Annotated in this window: 22 protein-coding genes; 18 read left to right on the top strand and 4 right to left on the bottom strand. The window is 48.9% G+C overall.

Annotation, left to right across the window (positions count from 1 at the left end; translation table 11 throughout):
* Positions 1 to 2: 2 nt before the first annotated feature.
* From SATMO3_RS30095 to larE, 16 genes are all read left to right on the top strand, one after another.
* On the top strand, positions 3 to 1,736 hold the full coding sequence (locus tag SATMO3_RS30095) for an EAL domain-containing protein (protein ID WP_371375208.1): 1,734 nt from the start codon (positions 3 to 5) through the stop codon (positions 1,734 to 1,736).
* Positions 1,737 to 1,838: 102 nt separating this feature from the next.
* Entirely contained in the window at positions 1,839 to 2,627 is a 789-nt protein-coding gene (locus tag SATMO3_RS30090) for an IclR family transcriptional regulator (protein WP_371375206.1), read from the top strand.
* 263 nt (positions 2,628 to 2,890) lie between these two features.
* On the top strand, positions 2,891 to 3,721 hold the full coding sequence (locus SATMO3_RS30085; RefSeq protein WP_371375203.1) for a methyl-accepting chemotaxis protein: 831 nt from the start codon (positions 2,891 to 2,893) through the stop codon (positions 3,719 to 3,721).
* Positions 3,722 to 3,937: 216 nt separating this feature from the next.
* On the top strand, positions 3,938 to 5,137 hold the full coding sequence (gene larC / locus SATMO3_RS30080; protein ID WP_371375200.1) for a nickel pincer cofactor biosynthesis protein LarC: 1,200 nt from the start codon (positions 3,938 to 3,940) through the stop codon (positions 5,135 to 5,137).
* Between the two features lie 58 nt (positions 5,138 to 5,195).
* Positions 5,196 to 5,762: a beta-class carbonic anhydrase gene (locus SATMO3_RS30075; RefSeq protein ID WP_371375197.1), complete on the top strand. Its 567-nt coding sequence runs from the start codon at positions 5,196 to 5,198 to the stop codon at positions 5,760 to 5,762.
* Positions 5,763 to 5,878: 116 nt separating this feature from the next.
* Positions 5,879 to 6,493, top strand: coding sequence for a 4Fe-4S binding protein (locus SATMO3_RS30070; RefSeq protein WP_371375194.1), 615 nt, complete (start codon positions 5,879 to 5,881; stop codon positions 6,491 to 6,493).
* Positions 6,493 to 7,917, top strand: a complete 1,425-nt coding sequence (locus tag SATMO3_RS30065) for a hypothetical protein (RefSeq protein WP_371375192.1) — start codon at positions 6,493 to 6,495, stop codon at positions 7,915 to 7,917. Before SATMO3_RS30070 ends, SATMO3_RS30065 begins: the two co-directional genes overlap by 1 nt.
* Before the next feature lie 15 nt (positions 7,918 to 7,932).
* Positions 7,933 to 8,751, top strand: a complete 819-nt coding sequence (locus SATMO3_RS30060; protein ID WP_371375189.1) for a hypothetical protein — start codon at positions 7,933 to 7,935, stop codon at positions 8,749 to 8,751.
* A 6-nt stretch (positions 8,752 to 8,757) separates the two neighbouring features.
* Positions 8,758 to 9,663 carry a molybdopterin-binding protein gene (locus SATMO3_RS30055; protein WP_371375187.1) on the top strand — a complete coding sequence of 302 codons (906 nt, stop codon included), beginning with the start codon at positions 8,758 to 8,760 and terminating at the stop codon, positions 9,661 to 9,663.
* Positions 9,664 to 9,678: 15 nt separating this feature from the next.
* Entirely contained in the window at positions 9,679 to 10,464 is a 786-nt protein-coding gene (locus tag SATMO3_RS30050; protein WP_371375184.1) for a 2-keto-4-pentenoate hydratase, read from the top strand.
* 17 nt (positions 10,465 to 10,481) lie between these two features.
* Complete coding sequence (locus SATMO3_RS30045; protein WP_371375181.1) at positions 10,482 to 11,360, top strand: acetaldehyde dehydrogenase (acetylating); 879 nt, start codon at positions 10,482 to 10,484, stop codon at positions 11,358 to 11,360.
* Positions 11,360 to 12,367, top strand: coding sequence for a 4-hydroxy-2-oxovalerate aldolase (gene dmpG / locus SATMO3_RS30040; RefSeq protein ID WP_371375178.1), 1,008 nt, complete (start codon positions 11,360 to 11,362; stop codon positions 12,365 to 12,367). The genes SATMO3_RS30045 and dmpG overlap by 1 nt, the downstream gene beginning before the upstream one ends.
* 16 nt (positions 12,368 to 12,383) lie before the next feature.
* The gene (locus tag SATMO3_RS30035; protein ID WP_371375175.1) at positions 12,384 to 13,487 is read left to right on the top strand and encodes a M24 family metallopeptidase; all 1,104 of its coding nucleotides are present in this window, start codon (positions 12,384 to 12,386) and stop codon (positions 13,485 to 13,487) included.
* 61 nt (positions 13,488 to 13,548) lie between these two features.
* Complete coding sequence (locus SATMO3_RS30030) at positions 13,549 to 14,805, top strand: benzoate/H(+) symporter BenE family transporter (RefSeq protein WP_371375172.1); 1,257 nt, start codon at positions 13,549 to 13,551, stop codon at positions 14,803 to 14,805.
* Between the two features lie 311 nt (positions 14,806 to 15,116).
* Positions 15,117 to 15,869: a nickel pincer cofactor biosynthesis protein LarB gene (larB, locus tag SATMO3_RS30025; RefSeq protein ID WP_371375169.1), complete on the top strand. Its 753-nt coding sequence runs from the start codon at positions 15,117 to 15,119 to the stop codon at positions 15,867 to 15,869.
* A 50-nt stretch (positions 15,870 to 15,919) separates the two neighbouring features.
* Entirely contained in the window at positions 15,920 to 16,765 is an 846-nt protein-coding gene (larE, locus tag SATMO3_RS30020) for an ATP-dependent sacrificial sulfur transferase LarE (RefSeq protein WP_371375166.1), read from the top strand.
* Between the two features lie 53 nt (positions 16,766 to 16,818).
* Here the strand turns inward: larE and SATMO3_RS30015 are convergent, their stop codons facing one another.
* Positions 16,819 to 17,061, bottom strand: coding sequence for a DUF2164 domain-containing protein (locus SATMO3_RS30015; protein ID WP_371375163.1), 243 nt, complete (start codon positions 17,059 to 17,061; stop codon positions 16,819 to 16,821).
* 152 nt (positions 17,062 to 17,213) lie between these two features.
* Positions 17,214 to 18,380 (bottom strand): twin-arginine translocation signal domain-containing protein, encoded by a 1,167-nt coding sequence (locus tag SATMO3_RS30010; protein WP_371375160.1) that lies wholly within the window; start codon positions 18,378 to 18,380, stop codon positions 17,214 to 17,216.
* A 505-nt stretch (positions 18,381 to 18,885) separates the two neighbouring features.
* Between SATMO3_RS30010 and SATMO3_RS30005 the strand changes: the two genes are divergently transcribed.
* Positions 18,886 to 19,257 carry a hypothetical protein gene (locus tag SATMO3_RS30005; RefSeq protein ID WP_371375158.1) on the top strand — a complete coding sequence of 124 codons (372 nt, stop codon included), beginning with the start codon at positions 18,886 to 18,888 and terminating at the stop codon, positions 19,255 to 19,257.
* A gap of 118 nt (positions 19,258 to 19,375) precedes the next feature.
* Here the strand turns inward: SATMO3_RS30005 and SATMO3_RS30000 are convergent, their stop codons facing one another.
* The gene (locus SATMO3_RS30000; RefSeq protein WP_371375156.1) at positions 19,376 to 19,543 is read right to left on the bottom strand and encodes a hypothetical protein; all 168 of its coding nucleotides are present in this window, start codon (positions 19,541 to 19,543) and stop codon (positions 19,376 to 19,378) included.
* Positions 19,544 to 19,710: 167 nt separating this feature from the next.
* Positions 19,711 to 19,971 carry a hypothetical protein gene (locus tag SATMO3_RS29995; RefSeq protein WP_371375153.1) on the bottom strand — a complete coding sequence of 87 codons (261 nt, stop codon included), beginning with the start codon at positions 19,969 to 19,971 and terminating at the stop codon, positions 19,711 to 19,713.
* Positions 19,972 to 20,172: 201 nt separating this feature from the next.
* Between SATMO3_RS29995 and SATMO3_RS29990 the strand changes: the two genes are divergently transcribed.
* Positions 20,173 to 21,129 (top strand): 3'-5' exoribonuclease YhaM family protein, encoded by a 957-nt coding sequence (locus tag SATMO3_RS29990; RefSeq protein WP_371375150.1) that lies wholly within the window; start codon positions 20,173 to 20,175, stop codon positions 21,127 to 21,129.
* Positions 21,130 to 21,131 lie beyond the last annotated feature (2 nt).

Below are 21,131 nucleotides of genomic sequence, written 5' to 3'. Positions count from 1 at the left end.
GAATGCGATTTCACACGGCTGAACGATCCGGGCTGGTATATGCGCTGCGCCAGAGTGCGGCTTCCGTCCAATGGAAGAAGCTTTTTAAACAAGCTACAGGTTTGGCTGGCGCATTAATCGATAATGTTTCCGACGGCATTCTTATTACCGATGAAGGCTTTCACATAGTTGCCGTCAATCCGTCCGTAACCAGGATTACCGGCTACACTCCGGAAGAACTTTTAGGAAAAACCCCAAGAATTCTTAAGTCAGGCTGGCATCCTTCATCCTTTTACAATACCTTCCGGAATGATATAAAAAGTAATAAGATGTGGTCTGGCGTATTGTGGGACCGGCGTAAGGACGGTAAGCTGATTGCTGTCAGACAGAAGATTTTTGCGTTACAGGGAGAGCAGGAGCAGCCTACCCATTATATTAGTATTTTTAGCATGAATAACACCGCCGGTGCGGAGGCCGATTTTCATGACCCACTGACTAATCTGCTAAACCGGGATTATTTTATGGAGTCCTTGCGGCACACCATCGGGTCTGTAAAAAAGGACCGGCAGAAAATTGCTCTTATCTATTGTGACCTTGATGGTTTTAAAGTAGTAAATGATACTTTGGGGCATTTTGTCGGTGATCAGCTATTAACCCTTGTCGGTCAGCGGCTGCAGTCACTCATTGGTTCGTCCGATATTATATCGCGGCTGGGCGGCGACGAATTTGCGATTATTATCGAGAATGTAGCCAATTCCGCCGAGGTGGTCGGCAAAGTTCTTGCGATTAAGAATGGTCTTGACGAGCACTTCATTATTGGTAAGGACGAGATATTCATTTCGTCCAGTATTGGTGTGGCGATTTTTCCTGAGAATGGTGAGGATGCGGATACCCTGCTGCGAAGTGCCGAGGCTGCCATGTATCAGGCTAAAGATCAGGGTAAAAATAACTTTCAGTTTTATATCCCTAAGTCGGATTCGCAAGCTGAGTCGCGGCTTGCATTGGCCACCCGTTTACATCATGCTATCCATCAGAATGAACTTTGTTTGCAATATCAGCCGCAAGTATGTTTACAAACCGGCAGGATAGTTGGCATCGAAGCTCTGCTTAGGTGGATCAGTCCTGATTTTGGGACAGTGCCGCCGGGCCAGTTTATTTCTATTGCTGAAGATACCGGTCTGATAGGCCCAATTGGTGAATGGGTACTCCGGGAGGCTTGTCAGGAATACATGCGCCTGAAGCTAGCCCCTTTGCAACTGGCTGTTAATTTATCAGCCCGGCAATTCCGCCAGCCGGATTTGGTGGCTAAGATACGGCAGATACTTGAGGAAACAGCTATGCCGGCGTCCTTGCTGGAATTAGAGCTTACGGAAACTGCATTCCTGGACAATGTAAATGAGGCCATTTCTACGCTAAACCAGCTTAAAAGCATGGGTGTCATGCTGGCGATTGATGATTTTGGCACAGGTTATTCGTCATTAAATTACCTCAAAAAGTTCCCGGTGGATAAACTTAAGATTGACAGGTCATTTATTCAACATGTTACCGAATCGCCGGACGATCAGGCGATAACCCGCGCAGTTATAGCCATTGCCCGCAGTATGGGGCTTAGAACACTGGCGGAAGGTGTTGAAACCAGTCAGCAAACGGAGTTCCTCCGGCAAGAGGGCTGCGAGGAGGCTCAGGGCTATTTCTTTTTTAAACCGCTCTGGCCTAAAGATGTGGCGAGCCTTATTCAAAACGTTTGCAAAGGTTAATGGTTAAGTTGTTTTTGCAAAATTGAAATAAATAAAGGAATTTAGCAGACTATGACGAAATGGTAATACTAAATACTACAATGCCGAACAGGGGTGCAATAAATGGATGCAAACAAGCATTCCAGCAGAAAACAGATTCAGTCATTGGCGCGGGCCATTCAGATCATGGAGTTTATTGCTAAAAACCATAATTCCGCCAGCCTGACTCAAATAAGCCAAAATCTTGGTTTAAGTAAGAGTACCGTTCATGGTCTCATTACCACCCTGGAAGACTTCAACTACGTCTATCAGGATCAGGTGACCGGCCTTTACCAATTAGGACTGAAATTGTTTGAAATGGGGCAGGTGGTCTATTCCAGTATGGATTTAAGATCAGTTGCCTATCCGATTTTAGTGGAATTAAGTGAAAAATATCAGGAGACAGTACATCTGGCGCTATTAAGCGGGCCTGAAGTTGTCTATGTGGAAAAGGTAGACAGCTCCAGGTCGGTTCGCATTATTTCGCAAATAGGAGGCCGCAATCCAACCTATTGTACTGGTGTGGGAAAGGTGCTGTTAGCAGGCCTGACGGAAAGCGAAGTAGAGAAAATAGTAAAATCTACGGGAATGAAAAAGTTTACGCCCAATACCATCGACAACATGACTAGACTTAAAAAATGCCTGGCGGAAATTGCCCAAAAGGGATATGCGTATGATTTGGAAGAAATTGAAATAGGGTTACGGTGTGTGGCTGCCCCGATAAAAAATCATCTGGGCAAAACGATTGCCGGGATCAGCTTATCAGGTCCAACAAACCGTATTACCGATGAGTTACTGACCACGCTCAGCACGGATGTGGTTGCGGCTGCCCACCGGATTTCAATCAAATTAGGCTATAAAGATATTTCTTAAAAATTTTTATAAATAATTTATAGACTTTTTTAAAAAAAAGCAGGATTTTTTTGTTTGGATGCGAATATTCAGGAAAGAAGGAAAAGTCGAACAATGTTCGATATTGTAGAACTGAGGCTGTCTGTAGTTAATCTTGAGGAAATAGGTTGTTTTTTTTGCAAAAGATATAGAACTATATTCGATAATGTAGAACAAAAGCGTGGTTACAATAACAATAAGCAGTAAGACCTGTGTTCATGCCATTTACAGGGGAGTTGTATGCAATGCAAAACCTAACAATTGAACAAAAACGGGCTTTTGAGCTGTTGCTGGATGTGTTGCCTGTACTCATGGGCGAAGAGGCCGTGCTCTTTACAACGGATACCGAACGATTTGTCACTATGCATACACCTGAAGAATTTACTTTCTATAAGGCCAAAGTAGGGGATGCGCTGGCTCCGGGCAGCGGCGGCAGAGTTTGTGTAGATACCGGGAGCCTTGTTGACAGGCTTGTTCCCAAGGAAGTCTACGGTATGCCTTTTCGTACGATTGCCCTCCCTGTGGTTGAGGAGGGGAAACCGGCAGGCTGTATTGCCATTGCCAGGAGTCGCGGGAAACAGGCTCAGGTAGCCGACAGTGCCGAAGTTTTATCAGCGACCTCGCAAGAAGTTGCGGCAGCCATTCAGGAAATTGTAAATTATGCCGCCAATACCGAACAGGCAATGCAGTCTTTGGCGGAATCTACTCAGATGTTAATTCAGGGAATCAAAATGGTTAATGAGATGAATCAGATGATCAAAAATATAGCTTCCCAGACAAATTTGCTTGCGCTTAACGCCGCTATTGAGGCTGCCCGGGCCGGCGAAGCCGGTCGTGGATTTTCAGTGGTGGCCGAAGAAGTGAAAAAGCTGGCTACCGGCAGCACCGAAGCGGTTACCAAAGTAAATCAGATCCTTAAGGATATCGACAGCCGGGTAAAAAATGTCGACGATAAGATTCAGCATACCAGCTCCATGGCTGCGGAACAGGCGCGGGCCGTTACCGAGATCAATCAAGCGAGTACGGCTGTTGCTGAGACGGCCACCCGTTTACAGGAAATTAGCAAATTGTTGTAAAAGGTAAACTTGCGCCGTTATTTAATGAAAACGGTGCAAGGCCCCTCTTCTCCGGGAGAGGGAATGCCTTGGCCTGAATTAAAGTTTCAGAGCATTTAATTAAAGCACACTTATCGTACTAGCAGGAATCTTGCGAAAAATGTCGTATTTAATCAGTACAGTAATATTATCGAACGATGTTCGACAATATAGAACAAAAGAACGTAAGAGGTGTGTATGAAGGCGATATATCTAGACTGTTTTTCGGGTATTAGCGGCAACATGATGATCGGGGCGCTATTAGATGCCGGGCTTTCTATCGAATATTTGCGGGCGGAGCTTGCTAAATTGCCGGTTACGTCTTATAAGCTTATTGATAAAGAAGTCATCAAACGCGGGATTAAAGCCAGATATTTTAATGTGGAAGCAAAACAATGGTTTCAGCCCTCCCGTAATTTGCATGATATTCACAAGATTATTAGTGAGAGCAGTTTTACAGATACTGTTAAACAGAAAGCTATAAAAATATTTAACCGTTTGGGTGCAGCTGAGGCAAAAGTACACGGTGTTCCGGAGAGCAAAATTCACTTTCATGAAGTGGGAGCCATTGATTCGATTGTTGACATTGTTGGCATTGCAATTGGCCTGGAGTACTTAGGTATAGAACATATTTTCACCTCAGAACTGCATGTCGGCTCAGGCTATGTAAAATGCAGCCACGGGCGGATGCCCATACCCGCGCCGGCTACAGCCGAGCTATTAAAAGGAATTCCGTTTTACAGCGAGGGAATAAAGGGGGAGCTTGTTACACCGACAGGCGCGGCTGTGGTGGCTTGTCTGGCTGAAGTCTCCGGACCTTTGCCCAAAGGGTTTTCCATAGAGCAAGTGGCCTACGGCGCCGGCAGCATGGACCTGGAGATACCTAACGTTGTGCGCCTGTATATGGGGACAATGAGCGCCGGGCTGGAAGCAGCCAGCCATGAGGCAAAAATCATCGAGACCAATATTGATGATATGAATCCGGAAATTTACGGCTATGTTATTGAGCGGCTTCTTAATCATCCGGGCGTTCATGACGCCTACTTAACATCGATTATGATGAAGAAAGGGAGGCCGGGAACCAAACTATCCGTGCTGGCGGCAGCAAATAAAATAGCGGATATTGCCAGGGTAATCCTGCGGGAAACAAGTACGCTTGGGGTACGGATCATTGATTGTGATACGGTTCATCTGGAAAAAGAAATCATCTCCCTCGAAACGCCTTGGGGTCAAGCTCGGGTAAAAGTTGGCAGACTGGCTGGCCAGGTGCTCAATGTATCCCCGGAATATGAGGATTGTAAAACGATTGCCCTGAAACATAATATTCCTCTTAAAGAAGTCTATCAGCATATGATAGCGGCCTCTAAGAAGCTGATGATTGAGGCGGTTCCGGAATAAGTGTCCTTCTATTGACGGCGATGTATACAAGAAGTTGATTTGAGGAGGTATCGGGAAAATGACCGCGTTGGAGCAAATGCAGATAGTTAATCAGGCTTTTGTACAGAATCTTTCTGAGAACTTTAAACTGGCTGCCGAGAACGTCAGTAAGGTTCCGCGCAAGAAACTGGCAATTTTAACCTGTATGGATACCCGGTTGGTAGAGTTTTTGGAACCGGCTCTGGGGATTAAGCGAGAAGACGCTGTGGTAATAAAGAATGCGGGTAATTCGGTAACCGGCAGTTTTGAGGCCACCATCCGCAGTCTGGTTATCGCCATATTCGAACTCGGTATTCAGGAGATTATGGTGATAGGGCACGAGGATTGCGGTGTAGCACATTCGACAGCCCAGGCTATTATCGAAAAAATGCGCCGGCGCGGCATTTCCTATGATGCCATTAAAATGATAAAGGATAATTTGGAAACCTGGCTTGATAATTTCCATCACCCACATGATAATGTACTTCAGGTTGTGGAAAAAATAAAGAATAATCCCTTAATACCGGTGGATGTGCCTGTGCATGGCTTGATTTTTGAGCCGCATACGGGAGAGATTTCGATTTTGAAAAATGGTTATCAGGAGTAACTGTCATTGTTATCAGACTCCGCTTTTTTACTGGCTTCTAAGCGTTAATGTCAAAGAACTGCAGGGGACTTTAGAAAATGCGGAGTTTAGGCTTATAAAAACAAGGAGGTAGAAGAATGAAAGTAATTTCGCTGAAATCTGTCGTGGATATGGACAAATGTATTGGCTGCGGTATTTGTTCCAAAGTATGCCCCTCGCTGGCCATTAGCATTGAGAACAAGAAAGCCATTGTGAAAGAAAGTGACTGCCGGGGGTGCGGCGGCTGTGAACAACGCTGTCCGGTGTATGCCGTAAAAATGGTAAAACTGGCCGAGCCTTATTCGGTATCTGTCGATATCACAGATGTGCCTTATGAACAAATTAGCAGCCTCTGTCTAAAAGCCAAGCTTAATCCTGAGCAGATTATTTGCTACTGCACTACTACCCGGGCCGAAGAAGTTGCCGGTGCTATCCTTAAGGGAGCTAAAACGCCGGAGGAGCTTTCCCGTGATACCGGTATCCGCATGGGCTGTAAGGTGGAATGCATCCAGCCGGTGCTGCGCTTGCTGAAAGCAGCCGGTATTGACCCGGAACGCCCGAACGGCTATCAATGGTATGGTTTGACGCCCACTATCTGGGATATTCCCGAAGATGTAAAAGCAAAGTACAATTCACGCGGCTTCTATTTTGAGGAGGATATTAAGCTCTTAAACAAGGTTGTCGAAGCCAAGCCTGAAGGGAGGAAAGCATAATGAAAAGACCAGCTATTACACCGTTAGCTCCCCGCGCATCCCAGTATGGCATCGCCCCTGAACTGGTAAAAAAACGTTTAGCCGAGTATCCGGAAATGACATCCTTGATGATCAGCGATTTGTTTGCCGATACACCTGCTGTTATTTATCCGGGTGAGGGCGGTATCGCCAATGTCCGTAAGGCGGCTGAAGCCGCTCTCAGCAACGTTGACTTATCGATGATTAAACCCGGGCAATCGGTTAATGTTCTGGCTTCTCATCACGGATTTACGCTGCTGGGCGGTGAGCCCTACGCCGAACTTTTGCGGGTTGTGCGGGATGTGATTGCTGAGCGGACCGGAACCCAGGATATTCGCCTGCGCGCCGGCGTCGGTCTCCGCTTTAGAGAGACTGAGGAATATATTAAGCGTTACAAGCTGGATGAACATTATAAGGGAAAGGCGCGCGGCATGGCGCCTATTGATGAAGGAATTGCCATTGAAACCGAGATCGGTACCCTGTATGGCATCAAGGCTGTGTATGATGCCGACTGGATTGTCCATGTGCATAACAGCGATGTCCGGGAGGTTCACTTCCACCGGCAGGTAGACAGGGCCGTTAAACCGTTTGGCATGTCCTATGCCCGCATAGAGACCCGCTCGACGTATCACTGGAATATGGGGCCGCGCGGTGCTAACTTTACTGCCAGGGCTATTTTTGAATCCAAGTTTGTAAAAAGCAAGTTTGCCTTTGCCGCCTTTTTGAATATGTCTCCCAGCGGTGTAGTGGGTGTAGTGGCCGAAAACGATCTTTATGTCCTCAATGATCAATTGACTGTCGAAGGCCTCAAATATTACGGCAAAATTATGACTTTGCTGGGTGAAGTGGATGAATGCATCGTCGGACTGGACTTCCCCTGCCCGGTACCGTATGTATTTGCCGCCGGTGTTATTTATGCCAACTTTGTAGGCGCCAATACCGATTTATTTGATTTGGACCATGACCTGCCTTCGTATACCTGGTATACCGAAGCCTTCTATAATAAGGCCGGTAAGCCGCTGATCGACGATATTGTACCTGTCAACCCCGCCATTAAAATGGTGGTGCATAACTACGCCTGGGGCGGTTATCCCAGCGCCTTTTTCACCGAGCACATCCCGACGGTGGTAGTGGGACAGGAACAGGCTGAACTCCTCAATTCCGATCCCCAGAACCTGCAGTATATGGATTATGCCACCGTGACTGACAATTTGGACAGTGCCATGCATTTTGCCTATAAGGCCGCTAAAACCGATAAAGTCATTATCTTTGACGGCGCCATGGGCGGACTCAATGTCAGCCAAAGCCTGGCCGACCTTTTAATTGCCAAAGCTCCGGCTGTTTCTGAACGGGTAGACAAAGACCTTATGCCGAAATGGCTTAAACAACGTGGCGTAAAAATTTAGGCAGGAGTGGTTAACATGCGGGCGGATGCTATTATTCAGCAGGATATCAGGGATACCATTTTTTCCACCATCAGCAGCAGGCAATACACCGCGCACCTTCTGACTGAGCGTCAGGGGGTGATTGCAGGCGTAAAACGCCTGCAGGCCTTTCTGGCTGAAAATACGATTGCGGCAGATATCCGGGTTGCTGATGGGGAGCAGGTTGAAGCCGGCCAGGTGCTTGTCGTAATTACTGGCACACCTAAGCAAATAGCCGTTGCCGAAGAGTTTGTTGTCGGTTTCCTGGCCAAGCCGTCCGGTCTGGCCACCGCTGCCAGGCGGGCTGTTGAGGCTGCCGGCCCGGGTATCAACATCGTTTGTGGCGCCTGGAAAAAGATGCCGCATGAGATCAAGCATATTGTCAGGGAAGCTGTAGCCGCCGGCGGGGCAATGTTCAGGATTACCAATGAACCCTTTCTTTATCTTGATAAAAACTTTGTCCGCATGCTTGGCGGTGTGGAAGCTACTTTAAAGTCGGTAAGTCATATTACCGACAAAGTAAAAGCCATCCAGATCAAGGGAGAAACAGGCGATATCGGGGCCGAGGCTCTGGCTGCCTATCATTGGGGTGCAGGCATTCTGATGGTAGACACCGGCCGGCAGGAGGATGTCGCCATTGTCAATAAAGTGCTGATCGAGGCCGGTTGTCGTGATAAAGTAAAGCTGGCGTTCGCCAAAGGGGTCAAAATTGAGGACATTGCCAGCTTACAGGGGCACGGCATTGATATGCTGGATATAGGCGCAGCCATCCTGGATGCGCCGTTATTGGATATGAAGCTGGAAGTACAGGGGTGATGAGCCATGGATCTTAATCTGCTGGAAAAAACAGAACTAAAAATATATGGTCTCAACCTGCAAAGTGTCAATCTTACCCGCGTTGCCGAAGTTGTGGCCAAGGTTCTCGGCTTGCCTGTCAGGGAGGTACTGGTTGTTGATGTCCGGTATGACCATATTTGTCTGGATATTCTGGCGAAAAGTATTGACATGCGCCAGATAATCGGCAAAGAGCAGGCGCTCTTGTATGAACTGGCCGCTATTGACGGACTGGAATTAACATCGGATGCTTATGTCGATTCGGCTGGTATTATGGGGCTTATCGGTTGTGAAGAAGCTGATGCCGGAATAATCGCCCAACGGACGGAAGCGGTCGCCGATGAGATTACCCGCGCCGTTTTGGGGAGGGCCCTGGTTTACGCCACCGGCTTTGAAGTCAAAAACGGCATGATTGAAGACACCAATTCACCCTATTTAATAGAACTCTTGCAATCTAAGGGCTATAAAGCCGAGTTTGGCGGTATTCTGGAAGACGATGTGAGTGTAATCGCCCACAAACTGCGGGATGCAGCCGAAAGGGGCTTTGGACTTGTGATTACCACTGGCGGAGTAGGCGCCGAAGACAAAGACTTCAGTGTCGAAGCTCTGGCCAGAATGGATTCTGAGGCAGCTACTCCCTGGATTGTGAAGTTTCAGGTTGGTACAGGGCGTCATGTCAAAGAAGGGGTACGTATCGCTGTAGGTCAGAGCGGCCTGACGACCTTTGTCAGTCTGCCCGGTCCCCACGACGAGGTGGTCGCTGCCGGCGCCGCGTTACAAAACCACTGCTATGCCCACCAGCCTATTGAGAAAAACAATCTGGCCAACGACATTGCCCATATCCTGAGGGATAAGCTGCGCCACAAGCACTGGCACGGCCAACATCATCATTAGAATGGAGTTGATAGTATGGATAAAGCACTACTTGCTAAGCTGGCCCAGGAATTATATACTGCCGAAACCAGCCGTACACCGATTGAGGCTTTGACCGCCCGCTATCCGGAAATAACAAACGAAGACGCTTATCAGGTTCAACTGGCAGGCATGAATCTCAGAATAGCCGACGGCCATGCCATTGTCGGCAAGAAAATCGGTCTTACCAGCAAGGCCATGCAAGCGGCTCTGGGAGTATTTGAACCTGACTATGGCTATATAACAGACCGTATGATGATCTTAGAAGGTGAAGATATCTCGCTGGCGAGTGTCATTGCCCCCAAGGTGGAGGCGGAAATCGCCTTTGTGCTGAAAGAAGACCTTGTTGGGCCGGGAATCACTCTGGCCCAGGTTCTCAAAGCCACAGCCGGAGTTATGCCGGCGTTCGAGATTATCGACACCCGGATCAAAGACTGGAAAATTAAAATTCAGGACACCATCGCCGACGGCGCGTCTATTGGCCGGATTGTAGTCAGCGGTGCGCTTGTACCGGTGGAGAGTCTGGACATGCGCTATATGGGGCTGGTATTGGAGAAAAACGGTGAAGTGGTAACAACCGCCGCCGGGGCCGCAGTACTGGGACATCCCGCCAACGCGGTTGTCTGGCTGGCTAATAAACTGGCGCAATATGGTATTCCTCTGAAGGCCGGCGAAATCATCATGTCCGGTTCGTTTACCGCAGCTTGTCCGGTTGCGGCGGGAGATAATCTGCGCGCCACCTTTGACGGTCTGGGAACAGTAGGCGTGCGATTCATAAAATAAAATCAGGAAGTGACAACATGGGAAAAAAATTAAGAAGTGCCATTATCGGACCAGGAAACATCGGTATTGATTTAATGATCAAATTATTGCGAAGTCCGTACCATGAGGTCGTCCTCGTTTCCGGGATAGATCCACAGTCCGAAGGACTTAAAATTGCCAGCTCAAAAGGAATTGATACTTCCCTCGAAGGTATCAACGGAGTTCTGGCTGTAAAAGATCTGGATATCTGCTTTGATGCCACCGGGGCCAAACCGCATTTATATCATGCCCCGTTGCTCAAGGATGCCGGGGTGTTTGCTGTTGACCTTACCCCGGCTGCTGTAGGACCTTATGTAGTGCCGTCTGTTAACCTGGAGCAAAATTTAGGGACGGTTATGAATGTAAATCTGATTACCTGCGGCGGACAGGCCACAATTCCTATCGTTCATGCCATCAGCCGGGTGACGCCTGTGTCCTATGCCGAAATCGTGGCAACCATCAGCAGCCGCAGCGCCGGTCCCGGGACCAGAGCCAATATTGACGAGTTTACTGAAACCACCCGCAATGCCCTGGTGGCTGTTGGCGGCGCTCAACAGGCGAAAGCCATTATTATTCTCAATCCGGCTGATCCGCCTGTGCTTATGCGCAATACCATTTATGCCAAGTGCGATACCGGCAAAATTGACGAGATTGTTGCATCGGTAGAAAAAATTGTTGCCGATGTACAAAAATATGTACCGGGTTACCGGTTGAAAGTAGTTCCTTACGCTGACGGTGAGAGGGTCGTGGCTATGGTGGAAGTTATCGGCGCCGGCGACTATCTGCCGACTTATTCCGGCAATCTGGATATTATCACTTCAGCGGCCGTAGCGGTAGGCGAACGCTACGCACAGTACAAGGAAGGAGCGGTGTCATAATGAAAACAATTCGTGTTATAGATGCAACTTTACGGGACGGCATGCATGCCGTCAGCCACCAGCTCACTCCTGAACAGATGGCCCAAATTGCCGCCGGAATGGATGCGGCAGGTGTTGATACTATTGAGGTGGGACATGGCGACGGCCTTGGCGGCTCCTCGCTTCAGTATGGTTTTTCCCGCGCCAGCGACAAAGAATACCTGGCCGCCATCGCCAAGGCGGTGAAAAAGGCTAAAATCGACGTCCTCCTGATACCCGGCATCGGCACGATCGAGGACCTGGAAGCGGCTATGACTTACGGTGTTAAGACTGTGCGGGTGGCAACCCATGTTACTGAAGCCGATGTGGGCGCCCAGCATATCGAGTTTGCCAAGAAGCACGGCTTGGAAGCCATCGGCTTCTTGATGATGTCCCATATGGCGCCGCCGGAAAAAGTGGCCGAGCAGGCCAAGTTATTTGAAAGCTATGGCGCAGATGCCGTCTATGTTACCGATTCGGCCGGAGCCATGGTGCCGGGTGAGGTGAAAGCACGCATCACGGCAGTACGGGAAGCCATAAAATTACCGATCGGTTTTCATGCGCATAATAACCTGGGCCTGGCTGTAGGTAATACGCTGGCGGCTATCGAAGCCGGCGCCAGTATTGTCGATGGTACTGTACGGGGCTTGGGAGCCGGCGCCGGCAACACCCAGCTGGAGGTTTTAGTGGCTGTGCTTAAACGGCTTGGCTACGAAAGCGGCATCGATCTGTATTCTATTATGGATGTGGGCGAGCAACTGGTCGAGCCCATCATGCAGCGGCCGCAGGTTATCAGTAATGCCGCGCTGGCTATCGGCTATGCCGGGGCCTATGGCAGCTTTTTGCTGCACGCGCAGCGCGCGGCTGAGAAATTCGGGGTAGATGCCCGGGATATCCTGATTGAGATGGGGCGCCGTAAGACAGTTGGCGGTCAGGAAGATTTAATTATTGATGTGGCTATTGATTTAGCCAAGACCAAACAGTCGTAAAAATAGGGGGCAGGTCATGATGCCGGTGTTTAAGCAGCGTATCGAAAAAGCGCAGCAAATGATGAATGAGCATGATATTGATGTTTTGTTTATTAATAACCGGGAGAACCTTATCTATTTTACCGGTCTTACTCAGATTGAGTGCCTGGCTGTATTGATACCCCGTCAGGGAGAGGCCTGCGCAGTCACCTTATGGCTGGATGCCGCTTATGTCCGGCAGGAATCGGGACTTACCACATACGGTTACCAGTTCCCGGGAGGAAGTCTGGCCGACAAGTGTATCGAACAGATAAAAGCGTTTGGCTACTTACAGCCGCGAATCGGCTTTGAGCGATATTTTGTAGCCTTTGGCGTCTATGACAGTTTGCGTAAAGTATTTCCGGAAGAGCGGTTTGTAAATGCCAGTGATTTGCTGTATCGTTTGCGCGCGGTCAAGGATGCCGGGGAAGTAGCCTTTATGCGCCAGGCCGGGCAGATGGTGGCAACAGGCATGGCGGCGGCTATTCGTTCGCTGCGAGCCGGGGTCAGGGAAATTGAGGTGCTGGCCGAAGCTGAGTATGCTATGCTGAAAGCCGGTTCCGGCGGCTCTCCTTTCCGGCCGCAGGTAGTGTCGGGTGAGCGTACTATGCTCACTCACCCCTGCGCCAGTGAAAAAATCATCGGTAACGGTGAAGTTGTGGTGGTTCATCTTGGCGCTACCTGCCAGGGCTATTGCGCCAAAATGTGCCGCACCATAGCGGTCGGCGAGGTAGCGGCCGCTTATTACGAAACGCATGAGATACTGCTAAGAGCGCAGTCGGCCGCCGAGGCGGCTTTAAGACCCGGTGCGACAGCCCATGAAGTGGATGGCGCTGCCAGAAGCATTATTGCCGACGCCGGTCTGGAGAAGCAGTATCTGGATGTTGCCGGCTACGGGGTAGGTATCAGGCAATCAGAGTTTTACCCTATTATTGGCAAAGGACGCACAGATGTCATTGAGGCAGGGATGGTAGTGGATTTGCTGCTGCCGACTATTTACCGTAAAGAAGGCGGCGGGCCCCGCATTACCGATTGTATTTACGTTGAGGATAATCATAATGAAGTGATTACCTGTTTCCCACGGCAATTGTTTCAGGTCTGACAGGTGACGTAACAGTATCTTCTTATACGCTATAGAATTAAATTTAGGAGGAGATCTAGGAATGATCTTGGAAAAGGGTTATGACCTCAGGGAAAGCCTGAAACTTCTCTGGTCCAATATCACTGCGGCTGCAGTGGGGACAGGTTTGGTAGCCACGCTTTTTAGTACCCTTGGCCCCGGTGTAATTGTCATGAATGCCGCCAAGCAAGGCGGGCTGACCGAGGCACAGGCAGTTTCCTGGTTATTTGGTATCTATGCCCTGGGTGGCTTGTCTACCATGTTTATGTCTCTAAGGTATCGTATTCCTGTTGTTATTGCCTACACCATCCCGGGGGCTGTTATGCTGGGCAAGCTGTTAGGTCAGTTTCCCCTGAGTGAAGCCATCGGCGCTTATATGGTCGTTGCTTTTGTCACTCTGCTGCTTACGGTTACCGGGGCCATCAAAAAGGTAGTAGATCATATACCTGTTCCCATTATGCTGGCTATGGTCGGCGGGGTACTGATGAGTTTTGGCGTTGGCTTATTTAATGCCGCGATTAAAACGCCCGGCATCTATGGCGTCATGGTCCTCTTGTTTTTTATTGCCATGTCCATGCGCAAATTCAGCCAGAAAGTGCCGCCGATTATTGTTGCCATCATTGCCGGCGCGGGTCTCTTATATTCTGCCGGCATGATTAAACCGGTAAGTATTAGTCTGGAGTTTGCCCAACCGCAGTTTGCCTTTCCCAGTTTCAGTCTTCCGGCCATCTTAAATATCAGTGTGCCCTTATTTTTCCTGGTTATCGGTGTGCAGAACATCCAGGCCGTTGGCGTATTATTAGCGGAAAAGTATAAGCCGCCCATCAATGCCATGTATCTTGTACCCAGTGTGGCTACCATGATTAACGGTTTTCTGGGCGCACATCCGGCAGTAACGGCCGGCCCAAGTACGGCGATTTGCTCCAGCTCGGCGGCAGGTCCGCACCGGGAATTCCGCTTTGTTGCGGCGTTTTTTGAAGGTGTTTTCTGGTTCTGCTTTGCTTTGTCGGCTAAGATTGCTGTAGAGGCTGTTAAGTTTGTGCCGGCTGAATTTAGTGCTGTTCTTGCCGGTCTGGCCATGTTTGATGTGTTTGGCAGCGCCTTTAAAGGCGCTTTTAACGGGCAGTTTAAATCAGGCGCTGTTGTGGCCTTCTTTGTTGCTGTTACCAATATATCCATCCTGAATATTGGCGCTCCGTTCTGGGCTATTATTCTGGGAGTGCTGACTTCTCTGGTTGTCGAACGTACCGATTTCAAATTCTTTAATAAAGAAGCTGATGTCGCGGCGGCAAAAGCATAAGGTATAATAAAAAAGAAAGGAACTGCCGCCGGGCAGTTCCTTTTGCGTATTATTAGAAAGTATACGCTTTTTGAGGCGGTAACTCCTTACACAACATTGGGGTAAATAGGTTCAATGCCCGGAGGAGAGACCGTTCTGCACCGCTTGGTCGCTGGCGCTTAACCTCCGCTTGTGTATAACGGTTTTTCCGCCTCAACGCCGTTATGTAAGGGCCGCCCCGTTTTGTTTGGGGCAGCTTGGAAATCGCAAGGCCTGACGCGCAGGCAATATCAAGTATCAGCCGCGTAAATCTAGCCGCAAGAGGTGCAACGGTGAATACAGACAATATAAGAGGGATGCTGGAATCTTTCCGGGAAGGCGCAATTTCCCTGGAGCAGGTGCTGGGGTTCCTGAAATCCTTCGCTTATGAAGATATTGAATTTGCCAAAATTGATCACCACCGGGCCGTTCGGCAAGGTTTTCCCGAGGTGGTTTTCTGTCAGGGAAAAACCATACCACAGGTGGCAACGATTATGAAAAAACTGGCCGAACGCTCCCCGAATGTATTGGGGACCAGGGCCAGTAAAGAAATGTTTGCCGCCGTTAAAGAAGCAGTGCCCGAGGCCTGGTATCATGAACTGGCCAGGCTGATTGTGGTTGAACGCAGTAAAAAAGAGCCGGACGCTGACCGGTACATCCTGGTACTGTCGGCAGGCACCAGTGATATGCCTGTTGCCGAGGAGGCCGCAGTAACAGCGGAGATCATGGGCCATCAGGTACAGCGGGTATATGATGTTGGCGTGGCTGGTATTCACCGCCTGCTTGCACAGCGTGAGACAATATGTAAGGCTAACGTCTCTATTGTTGTTGCCGGTATGGAAGGGGCTCTAGCCAGTGTGGTGGGCGGACTTGTGGATAAGCCCATCATTGCCGTACCTACCAGTATTGGTTATGGCGCTAATTTCCAGGGATTGGCGGCTTTGTTATCAATGCTTAACAGTTGCGCAGCCGGGGTGGCTGTCGTGAACATCGACAATGGTTTTGGCGCAGGACGGCTGGCCAGTATTATTAATACAATGCGATAATTTGTGAACGATATGGTAAAGAAATTTGTATTGAAGAATGGAGTATATAGATGATCCAACTGGAAACAAAACTGGATAAACTAGTAACTGTGTTGCAGCAAATGGAAAGTGTCGCCGTGGGCTTTTCGGGCGGGGTGGACAGCAGCTTTCTGGCCGCCGCTGCCCAGAAAACTCTTGGTGATAAGGCTGTAGCCATAACAGCCTGCTCGGAAACCCTGCCAAAGAGCGAGGCCGAACAAGCCGCCGCCTTTGCCAGGCAAAGCGGTATTCAGCATAAATTTGTCACAATCAGCGAGCTCAAAAGCCCTGAGTTTGTCGCCAACGATGCCGCCCGGTGCTACTACTGTAAGAAGCTGCGGTTTTCTGCATTGGCCAACTGGGCGAAGCAGGCCGGATACAAATGGGTCCTGGAAGGTTCTAACGCCGACGACGTTGCCGATTTTCGTCCCGGTATGAAAGCAGTTACGGAGATAGCTGGCGTAAGAAGCCCGCTGCTAGAGGCCGGCTTGACGAAGCAGGAGATTCGCTACCTGTCCAAGGAATGGGGCCTGCCTACATATAATAAGCCGAGCGCGGCCTGTCTGTCTTCGCGCATCGCCTATGGATTGCCGGTGACAGCCGAACGCCTGGGGCAGGTGGAAGCGGCCGAAGAATTGCTAAAAAGATTCTTTTCCGGCCAGGTCCGGGTTAGGCATCATGGGACGTTAGCCCGGATTGAAGTGCAGCCGGAACAGTTTGGGGTGCTTACAGATCCGGCTGCCGTGAAAGAGATTACCGGTGAGTTAAAACGGCTGGGATTTACCTATGTCACGCTGGACCTTGCCGGCTATCAAATGGGCAGTATGAATCAGGCGCTGAAAAACCAGCACCATGACAGCCTTAAAACGCAAGGATAGCGGCGAGGCGATTTTTCGTAGGACGTATACCGAATGACGACGACACGCTGGCTTCACCGTTTTCCGGATAACGGTTTTTCAAGACTATACAGATCGTCGAGCTTTTCGGTCAGGAAATAATGCGCGTCCTTTAAGGCCTGATTGTAGATCAGCGGTCCGATGTCCTTTATTATGAAATCCAGCAATAAGGTTGCAGCCAAATCTGTGATTTCTTCGTCCTTCTCGGTTAAAAAGTAGCTTTTTATAGCCGCCACTGCCGTTTGCTGCTGTTCTTTGGTAAGTACAATCCCTTTCACAGCTTGCCCTCCCTTACAGTTACTTCACTTTATCTTAGTATAGGCAATTCCGTGGCCTGATACAAGCGTAACCAGGGAGTCAGATACTAAGCAGCCGATATACAGAGAGCAAAAAAAGACCCCTGGCTAATCGCCGGGGGTTTTTTGCTCTATTACAGAACTACTATGGATTTTACTGTATCGGTTAATGCCGCTTCTCCATTAATGGTCCAGATTAAATAGAGCTGTTCCAGTGTGGCCTGAGAGAAAACGTAATTCCTGAAAGCGTAGAATTTTGGACTTTGCAGGTCGCTGTCAGTCATGTTGTATTCTTTTTGGGCAATATCGCGCAGCTTGGCAATCATCCATTTGGCCTCAGGCACAGATAATACCCAGTCGTGATCGCCCAGATGAGTAATAAAGCCTTCGGCCCGGCGGGGGATAGGCAACGTCTTGCCGTCCTCGGCCAGTAAGCCGATTGAGACTGCATTTTTATTGGCTAAAATTGCGGCGGCGTTCAGCCAGTTGACAACTTCGCGCTCGTCATCCGCTGTGCCGGGGTGATTATGGGCGCAGGCCTGGGCCACAATTACCTGGGCCGGAAACTGGCGGTGGATGAGCTCAGCCAGACTAAGTACGTGGTGCGAGCCGGTGCCGGCAATCGGGTACTCCGTACGGGCAGAGCCGTCTTTTTGCCACTGGAAAACCCATGGCTTATGAAGATCATGCAGGCATTGCGCGGCAATCACAATATCCCGGCTTACCGGAAAGCTATAGATATCTTTATAGGCGTCAAAGAACCCCAGGGCCGCTTTGACATTTACCGCCACATGGGTGGCAAGTCCGCCGGGATAGGAATGGTGACTGGCATACCCGCTGCCTGGTGCGGCATAGAATGGCAGTACCGAGCTGCCGGGGTTTTTACACGGCGGCAGAAATTCGTCATAGGCAGCTGTTGACTTTAACAGACCTGCGGCCACCAGGCGTCCTTTTACCTGTTCTTTGGCATTGTCATTCGGATATAATTCCATTAGCCACGGGGCAGGGTTGTGGAGAATTTCCAAAGTTGAGCGGCGCAGCTGACTATCCTGAATTTCTGAGGCTGTCTGCAGCAGATAGCTGTAAGCCGATTTTACATAGGACGATTTTTCAGCCATGCTTGCCGGGTCCATTTTCAGACAATCCTGCAGTGAGGCTTTGGCCGCTTTAATGGCCGGCGCTTTAGCGGACACCGAAAACGGCAGTGATGTGGCGGCCATTACGGCCATTGCTCCTGCCGACATCTTGAGAAAATCACGCCGGTTACAGCCAGCGTTCATGTTATCCATAAGATTACTCAAATCGATCCCTCCCATTTTCTCACTGTTGTCATAGTAGCCGATTATTCAAACTTTGTTGTTAACAGCAAGTAAAATTTATGTAAAATGTGAAAAAGATTCCTTGCTGCTGGGGCAAAAGCTGCATGCAAGGATTGTTTCAGCATTTTGAGGGCCAAATAGCTGCTATAACGTATTAACCGCGACAGTCTGTGATTAACATAGGGATGTTTTGGGAATAGTATATCATAGGTTGACTACAAGGAGGTGATCCATAGCTTTGCTTCGATTTCGCAATCATCCGCTCGTCATTTTCACAGCGATCTTAATGATGTATACACTTTTTAATTCGCTTTCCGCAATTTTTAAATAGTTATGGCTTATGGCCGGCAAAGCCGCTCCAACGGGGGAGCGGCTTTGCTATAGAGCATAGGAACGAAGTTGTGGAGACGATGCTGAAAGGAATCCAGTGTCTGGGAGCGAATTACTATATATTAGAAATGTATTATGTAATGAAAGGAGTTTGTACATGTTTCGGACGATTGCTATTGTGATATGCTTGTTGTGTATGACGTTTACAGCGTTCGCGCAAGCCGACGATATTTCTCAGGATACACAACGGCTGGCTGGTCAAGGTACGGAAAGCTATGACCCTGTGGCCGGGCAACGCTGGTATTCGTTAGAGGTCAGTTCGAGTTATGGCGGTTCGGTTACACCGTCAGGTCTTATACGGGTCCGGGAAGGGGAGACGGCTACCCTGTCTATTCGGCCAGACCGGGGCTTTCATATCCAAAAGGTTATTATTGACGGCAGAAGGGTGAGCCCGGAATCTATTTACAGGTTTACCGACATTCAGCGTGACCATACGGCTTACATTGAGTTTGCCCCTAAGCAGCGTTAGTAAAATGCAGTATATTGGGTATAAGACTCAATAAGAAAACACGGCTGAACATAGCCGTGTTTTCTTATTGGGCGTGGCAGTGCGGCATTAAATATTTAGCTGCTGCGGCAGCGGTGTTTTAGTGCTCAGAAAGTGTTATGCTGCTTCGTAAAAAATTCAGAACTTTTTTGCCTTCCTCGGTGAGAATAGTCCCTTTTCCCTGGCAGTCCGGGCAAGGCATATTGTTTACAGTACCTGTTCCCAGGCACTTTGAACAGGGTTCTTCTAATTTTAACCGGTTTTTCATAGTACCCGCTCCTATCTTTGGTGATTTTATTACAAATTTCGCATACTTATTTAATCATGTCAAGACATATTTACAAGTGCGGAGCAAGGTAATAAACAAACACGGTAGAAATCTATACCGTGTTTTTGTGCAGCCACAGGTCAGTTATGGTACTCTGTGCCATTATTCTAGTTGTCGGACACTGCCGGAGAATTTTGTTCCGGGGAAGGATCTGACTCGCTGACGGTGTCGGCAGAGGATTGACTGTCGGTCTGCTCCCCGGTGGCTTTGGACTGGCGGTCGTCGTTCAGCTGGGCAAGCAGATCAATAATCTGTTTGTTTTGCGCAATAATAATTTCCTGATTCTTGGTGATACGTTCCAGTGGCAACAGCCCGGATTGAATTTTTTCGGCCAGATTTTTAAGAAGTTTGTCGAAAGAAGCCAACATAATACCCCCCTTTTTATTCTTGCTATAGTATATTAGCGACAGGGTGAAAAGGTGAAGGCTTATTGGTGATAAAAGATACCGGCAGGTTCATTGCTGCAATTCGACAGGGCAAGGCTGGGAGGAAAAGGATTTTCTACAGGATTGCGAGAATCTTAGATACTTAATCATAATAAAATTAAGTGCAGGATTAAGGAGAATAAAATGAAGCTCGGCGAATTAACGAAAAATCCCAGGGGATTTAGGGTTGCCGGTATATACCGTATCTCAAAATTTGAAGTTAAAACAGCCAAGAATGGCAAAGCGTACGGAGATTTTCTAATTAGCGATCTGAGTTATGATGTACCAGCCAAGTATTGGGATATTCCGGCTGATTTAGTTACTGTTTTACAAGAAAACAGCGTTTTGCGCATTGAGGCGGCTCTTGACTATTTTAAAGAGAGTCCGCAGCTCACTGTCGATGCGGTGCGGATCCCCGCACAACAGGAAATTGACGAATCCTTAAAGAGCTTGGGACTGATGGCGCCGCGTGCTATTGCCGATATGGTGAATCAGCTTCAGGGCTACATAGCCGGCGTCAGGCATGGTGGCTTGCGGCAAATGCTGTTAGCGGTTTTTAGCGCCAATACGGAGCTTGCGGAACAGTTTAAGCGCCATCCTGGCGCTGTAAGAAACCATCATGCCTATATTGGCGGCTTGCTGCAGCATACTCTGGAAGTCGCCGAGAATGCGGCTGATTGTTGCGCCCGTAATGACAAAATCAATAAAGATCTGTTGATCACGGCGGCGCTAATTCATGATATTGGCAAGGTCCGGGAGATCGAGGTGGATGCACTGGGACTGCCGGTTGGATTTACCAAAGCCGGCAAACTATTGCGTCATATCAGTCTGGGCATAGAGATGATAGAAGAAGCCTGTGAGGAAGCCAGGCTCGAGGAAGAGCTCCGGTTAATCTTAAAACATTGTATTTTGTCACATCATGGCTTGCCGGAATGGGGCAGTCCTGTCGAGCCTATGATTTTGGAAGCGGAGTTGTTGCACTATCTCGACAACTTAAGCGCCAAGTCTGAACAATTTACCCGGGAGCAGGAGCGGACTGAACCCGGCAGTTTCAATAAGAGTTTTGTTTTACGACGGGATATTTACCACGCCAATTTTTAGGC

Origin of the sequence: Sporomusa aerivorans (assembly GCF_041428895.1) — a bacterium.
Taxonomy (GTDB): domain Bacteria; phylum Bacillota; class Negativicutes; order Sporomusales; family Sporomusaceae; genus Sporomusa; species Sporomusa aerivorans.
This window is presented reverse-complemented; position numbering and strand designations above follow the sequence as displayed.

Excerpts from the sequence above, each read along its gene's own strand:
- SATMO3_RS30095 (WP_371375208.1), top strand. The coding sequence starts at position 3 with ATGCGATTTCACACGGCTGAACGATCCGGGCTGGTATATGCGCTGCGC.
- SATMO3_RS30090 (WP_371375206.1), top strand. The coding sequence starts at position 1,839 with ATGGATGCAAACAAGCATTCCAGCAGAAAACAGATTCAGTCATTGGCG.
- SATMO3_RS30085 (WP_371375203.1), top strand. The coding sequence starts at position 2,891 with ATGCAAAACCTAACAATTGAACAAAAACGGGCTTTTGAGCTGTTGCTG.
- larC (WP_371375200.1), top strand. The coding sequence starts at position 3,938 with ATGAAGGCGATATATCTAGACTGTTTTTCGGGTATTAGCGGCAACATG.
- SATMO3_RS30075 (WP_371375197.1), top strand. The coding sequence starts at position 5,196 with ATGACCGCGTTGGAGCAAATGCAGATAGTTAATCAGGCTTTTGTACAG.
- SATMO3_RS30070 (WP_371375194.1), top strand. The coding sequence starts at position 5,879 with ATGAAAGTAATTTCGCTGAAATCTGTCGTGGATATGGACAAATGTATT.
- SATMO3_RS30065 (WP_371375192.1), top strand. The coding sequence starts at position 6,493 with ATGAAAAGACCAGCTATTACACCGTTAGCTCCCCGCGCATCCCAGTAT.
- SATMO3_RS30060 (WP_371375189.1), top strand. The coding sequence starts at position 7,933 with ATGCGGGCGGATGCTATTATTCAGCAGGATATCAGGGATACCATTTTT.
- SATMO3_RS30055 (WP_371375187.1), top strand. The coding sequence starts at position 8,758 with ATGGATCTTAATCTGCTGGAAAAAACAGAACTAAAAATATATGGTCTC.
- SATMO3_RS30050 (WP_371375184.1), top strand. The coding sequence starts at position 9,679 with ATGGATAAAGCACTACTTGCTAAGCTGGCCCAGGAATTATATACTGCC.
- SATMO3_RS30045 (WP_371375181.1), top strand. The coding sequence starts at position 10,482 with ATGGGAAAAAAATTAAGAAGTGCCATTATCGGACCAGGAAACATCGGT.
- dmpG (WP_371375178.1), top strand. The coding sequence starts at position 11,360 with ATGAAAACAATTCGTGTTATAGATGCAACTTTACGGGACGGCATGCAT.
- SATMO3_RS30035 (WP_371375175.1), top strand. The coding sequence starts at position 12,384 with ATGATGCCGGTGTTTAAGCAGCGTATCGAAAAAGCGCAGCAAATGATG.
- SATMO3_RS30030 (WP_371375172.1), top strand. The coding sequence starts at position 13,549 with ATGATCTTGGAAAAGGGTTATGACCTCAGGGAAAGCCTGAAACTTCTC.
- larE (WP_371375166.1), top strand. The coding sequence starts at position 15,920 with ATGATCCAACTGGAAACAAAACTGGATAAACTAGTAACTGTGTTGCAG.
- SATMO3_RS30005 (WP_371375158.1), top strand. The coding sequence starts at position 18,886 with ATGTTTCGGACGATTGCTATTGTGATATGCTTGTTGTGTATGACGTTT.
- SATMO3_RS30000 (WP_371375156.1), bottom strand. The coding sequence starts at position 19,543 with ATGAAAAACCGGTTAAAATTAGAAGAACCCTGTTCAAAGTGCCTGGGA.
- SATMO3_RS29995 (WP_371375153.1), bottom strand. The coding sequence starts at position 19,971 with ATGTTGGCTTCTTTCGACAAACTTCTTAAAAATCTGGCCGAAAAAATT.
- SATMO3_RS29990 (WP_371375150.1), top strand. The coding sequence starts at position 20,173 with ATGAAGCTCGGCGAATTAACGAAAAATCCCAGGGGATTTAGGGTTGCC.